This is a genomic window from Nocardia sp. FBN12 (assembly GCF_050320175.1).
Lineage (GTDB): Bacteria > Actinomycetota > Actinomycetes > Mycobacteriales > Mycobacteriaceae > Nocardia.
This window is the reverse complement of sequence record NZ_CP190048.1, coordinates 6813351-6820844: the sequence shown is the minus strand read 5'-3', so window position 1 is coordinate 6820844 and position 7494 is coordinate 6813351. Positions and strand designations below refer to the sequence as shown.

Below are 7494 nucleotides of genomic sequence, written 5' to 3'. Positions count from 1 at the left end.
CGGACCAGCCAGTGTTCGTTCCACCTATCCATCCATCCCGACCACCGTGCGCCGCTCGTGCGGCTGCCCGGCGTTGCCGATCATCTCACCGATCGCGACAATCCTCGCACCGGTCCCGTCGCCCGGTTCGGCGACTGCCACCGCGGACTCGGTGAACACGTGGCTCACCTCGTCCGCACCCCCCTGATCTGCCCCCAGCACCAGCGTCGCACCCGCGATCGCGGCCGAGACGATCTCGAGCACCCCCACCACCGAATCCGGTCGACCAGCCGCTCGCGTGCGCGATTCGAAAGTCAGCCCGGTGCGCTCGGCGACCTGTTCGGCCGCGGCCGCCAACTCGTCGTAGCTCAGCGTGCGGCCACCGCCGACGAAGGCCACGTCGTCGCCGCGCAGCGCCCGCGTGCGATGGGCGTAGCCGATCGGGCGCGGCGACTCGGCGGCCAGTTCGGCGTGCAGCGCGGGATCGGCCAGGTCGTACCAGTCCAGGCCGTCGGGCGCGTCGAGGATGTCGATGGTCAGGCCGAGTTTCACCTCGAGGCTGCCCGGCAGCCCCGCGTCCATCGTCATCAACGGCACCACCGCGGCACCGGCCTTGAGCACCGCCCAGGTCGCGATCGCCGCGTCCATCCCGCGGTCTAGACGAATGGCGACTCCGGTGCCAGGCCCTGCTCCGCGCGCGATCAGCGAGCGCGCCAATTGCGAAGAGCGGGCATCGAATTCGGCGTAGGCGAGCTCGGCTTCGCCCAGGTCGAGGGCAGGCGCGTCCGGGTCTTCCTCGACGGCGGAGGCCAGTTCCTGCGCCAGGGCGGCACCGTTGGCCGACGGCGCGGGGGCATAGGCGGCCGCGGTCAGCGCGCGTTCGCGTTCGCCCGCGTCACGCAGGTCGATATCGCCGACGCGCACCGCGGGGTCGGCGGCGACCGCGGTGACGATCTCGGTGAGCCCGCGGGCGAAGGCCGCGACGGTGGGCTCGTCGAAAAGGTCGGTGGCATATGTGAAGACGACGCCGATCTCATCGGGTTCGCCAGCGGCCGACAGTCGCGGTTCGACATTGACCTGCAGGTCGAACTTGGCGGGCCGGGCCGCGAGATCCATCGCCTCGATGGTGAGGCCGGGCAGGCGGAGCACGGGGGTCTCGTTGTTGTGGAACGAGAGCACCACCTGGAACAGCGGGTTGTGCGAGACCGTGCCGGTCGGAGCCACCTCCTCGACGACCCGCTCGAACGGCAGGTCGGCGTTGGCGAACGCGGCGAGACCGACTTCGCGTGCGGCACTGACCAATTCGTCGAAGCCGCGTTGTGGATCGACTTCGGTGCGCAGGGTCAGGGTGTTGACGAACATGCCGACCAGGTCGTCGAGCTCGGGTTCGCCTCGTCCGGCGATCGGCGTGCCGATCGCGATGTCGGTGCTGCCGGAGATCCGGGCGAGCAGCACGGCCAGTGCCGCGTGCACGACCATGAACAGCGACGCGTTGTGCGTGCGGGCGATCTCGACGAGATGGGCGTGGATCTCGGCGGGCAGGATGGTGCTCACATCGGCGCCACGCAACGAGGCGTGCGAGGGGCGTGGATGGTCGTGCGGCAGTTCGACCGTGCCGGAATGACCGGCCAGGGTGTGTCGCCAGAAGGCCAGTTGCCGCGCGGCGGTGGAATTCTCGTCGGTTTCGGAGCCGAGCACCGCGCGCTGCCACAGCGCGTAGTCGGCGTACTGCACCGGCAGCGGCGCCCACGCCGGTGAGCGACCTTCGACGCGCGCCCGGTAGGCGATCACGAGGTCGCGGGCCAGCGGCGCGAGCGAGCCACCGTCGGCGATGATGTGCTGCACCACCACGGCGAGCACATGCTCCTCCTCCGCGAGCGGATCATCGCCGGGGACCGTGAACAGCCCGGCGCGCAGCGGAACTCGGTCGGCGACATCGAAACCGCCTGCGAGCAAGCGCATTATCCGATCGCGCGGGTCGTCGCACTCCTCGATCGCGAGCCCGGTCGGCAGCACCGCGCTGACGGGCAGGATCTCCTGGTACGGAACAGCTTCGGTGTCATCGGCCGGGAATCGGGTGCGCAGCGCCTCGTGCCGTTCGAGCACATCGGCGACGGCATAGCGCAGCGCCGAGGTGTCGAGCGCACCGCGCAGCCGCAGCACCAGCGGAATGTTGTACGCGGGTGAGTCCGGGTCGATGCGGTTGAGCAACCACATCCGCTGTTGCGCGGGCGAGAGCGGAATGACGCCACGATCCTGCGCCGGGATCAGCGGCGGTCGTGGCGCGGCCACCGCACCGGGGCGCACACGGGCGGCGAGCGAGCCGACGGTCGGCGCCTCGAACAGGTCACGTACCACCAGGTCGGTGCTGAGCGCCTGGTCGATGCGGGCGATGGCCCTGGTGGCCAGCAGCGAGTTGCCGCCGCGGTCGAAGAAGTTGTCGTCCAGCCCGATCTCGGGCACGCCGAGCAGGGTCGCGAAGACCTCGGCGACGCTGAGTTCGATGGGCGTGGTCGGGGCGCGGAAGGTGGTGGCGGCGGTGAACTCCGGTGCGGGCAGCGCGGCGCGGTCGAGTTTGCCGTTGGTGGTCATCGGTAGTTCCCCGACCACCACCACAGCGTCGGGAACCATGTAGCCGGTGAGGAATTCGCCGACGGCGGCGCGCACGTCCACCGGGTCGAGAGCTGTCTCCGAGGCAGGCACGACGTAGGCGATCAGGCGGTCACCGGCGTGCTCGTCGGCGCGCACGATCACCGCGGACTGGCCGACGCCGGGCACGCGGAGCAGCGCGGCCTCGATCTCGCCCGGTTCGATCCGGAAGCCGCGCAGCTGGACCTGCTGGTCGCCGCGCCCGCCGTATTCGAGAGTGGGGGTGCCGCGGAAACCGATCCACCGGCCGAGGTCGCCGGAGCGGTAGCGGCGGGCACCCGGTTCGCCGAACGGGTCGGCGACGAAGCGGGTGGCGGTGAGGCCCGGCTTGCCGAGGTAGCCGCGTGCGAGCTGGTTGCCCGCGATATAGAGCTCGCCCGCGACGCCGAACGGGACAGGGCGCAGACGGTCGTCGAGGACGACCACCGACAGTCCGGGCAGCGCACGACCGATGAGACTGCCTGCCAGTTCGGCGGAAGTGTCGCGCCGATCCGCCGCCGCGTCCGCATCCGAGCCGGCCCGATCGGCCACGATCTCCGCCGTCCGCGAAGTCAGAACCTGGTGCGAGACATGGACGGTCGTTTCGGTGATGCCGTACATGTTGACGAGTTCTGGTGCGCCCGCGCCATTTCCGTAGCGGTCGTACCAGCGGTTAAGCTTGCGGGGGTCCAGCGCCTCGCCGCCGAACACCACGTAGCGCAGCGGTAGCGGTGCGGCTCCGGCGGCCTGCGCGGCGCGGTCGGCTTCGTCGAGTTGGGCGAAGGCCGTGGGGGTTTGGCTCAGCACCGTCACGTGTTCGCGGGCCAGCAGTTCGCGGAATTCGATCGGCGAGCGAGAAGTCAGGTGGTCGACGACGACGACCGACGAACCGCCCGCCAGCGCGCACCACAGCTCCCAGACGGAGAAGTCGAAGGCGAAGGAGTGGAAGACCGTCCACACGTCGTCGGCGTCGAAGGCGAACAGCAGTTGGGTGTTGGCGAACAGCTCGAGCACATTGCGGTGAGTCACGCCGACACCCTTGGGCAGGCCGGTGGAACCCGAGGTGTAGATGACGTACGCGAGGTGGTCCGGGCGCAGCGGGGCGTGGCGCTCACCGGGCCGCAGCGGCGCGGCGGAGAAGGCGCCCTCTTCGCCGAGCAGCACCACCGGCAGGTTCGCCAGTGAGGTACCCAACGGCACCGTCGACAGTGGATCACCATCGACCGGCGCCTTCAGTCGATCACCCTCGCCCGAAGTCGTCAGCAGGACAGTGGGTTTCGCGTCGGAGATCACGTATTCCAGCCGCTGCGCGGGATATCCGGAATCGATCGGGAGATATCCGGCGCCGGAGAGCAGCACGGCCAGTAAAGCGACCGGGAGCTCCGCCGTGCGCGGAACAGCGACGGCCACCAGTGTTTCCGGTCCGGCGCCCTGCGCGATGAGCGCGCGGGCGAGTGCCGACGCGCGGCCGAGGAGGTCGGCGAAAGTGACGGACTCCGCCCCCGCCCTGATCGCGATCGCCTCGGGTCGCTGCTGGGCCTGGATCGTGATGAGATCGGCGAGCGTCACCTCGGGCACGGCGACACCGGGTGAATTGCCTTCGCGCAGCACGAGTTCGCGCTCACCGGGAGCGAGCACATCGATATCGCCGACCGGTTTGCGGGGATCGGCGACGATCGCGGCCAGTACCCGCGTCCAGCGATCGGCGAAGTCGGCGACGGTGGCGCGGTCGAAAAGGTCTGTGGCGTAGACGAAGGTGGCCGCCATGCCCTGCGGTGCGCCGTCGACGCCGATGTGTTCGGCGAGCTCCACCTGCAGGTCGAACTTCGCCAGCGGCACCGTGAAATCGGCGGCGGACACGGCGAGGCCGGGCAGCGCCAGGTCGGTGCGGGCCAGGTTCTGGAAGGTCAGCATCACCTGGAACAGCGGATGCCGCGCGGTCGAACGCACCGGCTCCAGCAGATCCACGAGCCGCTCGAACGGCACATCGGCATGCCCGAAGGCCGCGAGATCCCGAGCTCTGACCTCGGTGAGCAGCTCGGCGAAGTTCGCCGCCGGGTTCACCTCGGCGCGCAGGACAAGGGTGTTGACGAACATGCCGATCAGCTCGTCGAGCGCCTGCTCACCGCGGCCCGCGACGGGGGTACCGATCGCGATGTCGCGGGTGCCGGAGAGCCGGGCGAGCAGCATGGCCAGCGCGGTGTGCACCACCATGAACAAGGTGGCGTTGTGCTCGCGGGCCAGCGCGGACAGACCAGCGTGGACCGAGGCCGGAACCTGCACGCTCAGCGAGCCACCCGCCCGGCTCGACACCGCGGGACGCGGGCGGTCGGTAGGCAGTTCGAGCTGTTCGGGCAAGCCGGACAGGGTCTTTCGCCAGAAGGCGAGTTGCGCGGCGAGCAGTGAATCCGGGTCGTGCTCGGCGCCGAGCAGCTCACGCTGCCACAGCGTGTAGTCGACGTACTGCACCGGCAGCGGCGGCCAGTGCGGTGCGCCGCCACCTCGTCGTTCGGCGTAGGCGGTGAGCAGATCCCTGGTCAGCGGCGCGAAAGAGAAACCGTCGGCGGCGATGTGGTGGACCACGCACACGACTACGTGCTCGTTGTCCGAGATCGCGAGCACCCGCACGCGCACCGGCGGCCCGGCGGTGACGTCGAAGCCGGTCAGCGCCGCGGCGCCGATCGCCTCGGTCAGCTGGTCTTCCGCGACCTCGACGACTTCGAACTCCGGCACCGCGGCTGGGTCGCCTGCCGCCAGCACCAGCTGGTGGCCTTCACCATCGAGCACCGCACCGCCGCTGACATCAGCAGGCTGGGCGCCGTTGGATACCGGGTAGACCGTGCGCAGGACTTCGTGGCGCGCGATCAGGTCGGCGATCGCGGCCCGCAGGGCGGGCAGGTCGAGCCGACCCGACAGGCGCACCGCGACCGGGATGTTGTCCACCGCCGAAGTGGGGTCGAAGCGGTTGAGGAACCACATCCGTTGCTGGGCATACGACAACGGGACCAGCGCTGGACGCGGACGTGGTGTCAGCGGCAGGGCGTGCGCCGACAGTCGTTGCTGCTCGGCCCGATTGGCGAGCGCGGCGACCGTGGGCGCATCGAAGACCGCCTGCACCGGCACCCGCACGTCCAGCGCGGCACCGATGCGGGCCACCGCCTGCGCGGCGAGCAGCGAGTCACCACCCAGTTCGAAGAAGTCGTCGTCGGCGCCGACCCGGCCCGCGCCGTCGCGCAGCAACAGTGCGGCGAACACATCGGCCACCACCTGTTCGGCCGGGGTGGCGGGCGCGCGGAAACCACGCGCGGTGAACACCGGCGTCGGCAACGCGGCACGATCGAGCTTGCCGACCGACGTCAGCGGCAGCGCGTCGAGGACCATGATGACCGACGGAATCATGTACGCGGGCAGCGATTCCGCGAGGAATTCCGCCAGCGCGCCGGTGTCGACGGTGCGCCCGGCACGCAGCAGCACATAGGCGACCAGCGCGGTCGTCCCCGACGGCATCGTCTTGCCCAGCGTCACCGCGTAATCGAGGTCGGGGTGCGCGGTGAGCGCGTTGTCGATCTCGCCCAGCTCGATCCGGAATCCGCGCACCTTCACCTGGAAGTCGGTGCGGCCCAGATATTCCAGCGTGCCGTCGTGTTCGTATCGGCGCACCAGGTCACCGGTGCGGTACAGCCTGCCCGGCCCGAACGGCGAGGCGACGAACCGTTCCGAGGTGAGCCCCGGCCTGCCCAGATACCCCTGCGCCAGCGCGGGGCCGGCGAGATACAGCTCGCCGACCACTCCGGCGGGCACCGGCCGCAGCCGCGCGTCGAGCACGTACAGGCCCATGCCGGGCACGGCGTTGCCGATGGTGATCGGCGCGTGCGGGTGCAGCTTTGCGGTGCTGGTCGCGAGGATCGTCGCCTCGGTCGGCCCGTAGCCGTTGTAGAACGCGCGCCCGCCGGTTGCCCAGCGCCCGACCAGCTCCGGGCCGAATCGGTCACCCGCGACGATCACGGTCGTCAGATCCGGCAGCCCGGCCGGGTCGACGGACTCGAGCGCGCCCGGGGTGATCAGCAGGTGGGTGATGCGTTCGCGGCGCAGCAGGTCCGACAGTTCGAAACCACCGAACACGCGCGGCGGCGAGATCACCAGCGTCGCCCCGGTACCGAAGGCCAGCAGCAGCTCGAGCACCGACACGTCGAAGTTCGGTGAGCAAACATGCAGCACACGCGAATCCGGTTGCACACCATAGTGTTCGCGCTCGGCGGCGACCAGCGTGGCGAGCCCGGCGTGCGTCACCTCGACGCCCTTGGGCTTACCGGTGGAGCCGGAGGTGTAGATGACGTAGGCCGGGTGGGCCTCGTCGATCGGGCGGACCCGGTCGGCGTAGCTCACCGCGTGCCCTGGCCGCACCGCGATGCGTTCGGCGACCACCGGGTCGTCGAGTTCGATCCAGTACGCGGTGGTGCCGAGGCCCGCGCGATGGGCCGCGGTGGTCAGGCCGATGGTCGCGCCGGAGTCGGCGACGATGTGGGCGATCCGCTCGGCCGGGTAGGCCGGGTCGACCGGCACGTACGCGGCACCGGTCTTGGCGATGGCCCAGACCGCGAGCACGGATTCGACGGAGCGGGCGATCGCGATCGCGACGACGTCGCCCGCGCCCATGCCACGGTCGATGAGTTCCCGTGCCAGGCGCGAGGATCGCTCGTCGAGTTCACGATAAGTGAGGCGCTGTTCCGCACCGGGCATGCCGGTGGGGTTGGAACGCAGCGCGATCGAATCGGCCGCGGACTCGACGGCGGCCGTAAGTAGTTGTCCGAACAACGGTGCGCCGGTCGCCCGTCGGCGACCGACACGGCCCGTGCGGCGGGGGGTTTCCACAGACCAATACACCTC

1 protein-coding gene is annotated in these 7494 nt (G+C 70.3%); it reads right to left on the bottom strand.

Translation table 11 applies throughout. The features are described from left to right. Positions 1-24: 24 nt before the first annotated feature. Positions 25-7479 carry an amino acid adenylation domain-containing protein gene (locus ACQHI0_RS32155; protein WP_427905471.1) on the bottom strand — a complete coding sequence of 2485 codons (7455 nt, stop codon included), beginning with the start codon at positions 7477-7479 and terminating at the stop codon, positions 25-27. Positions 7480-7494 lie beyond the last annotated feature (15 nt).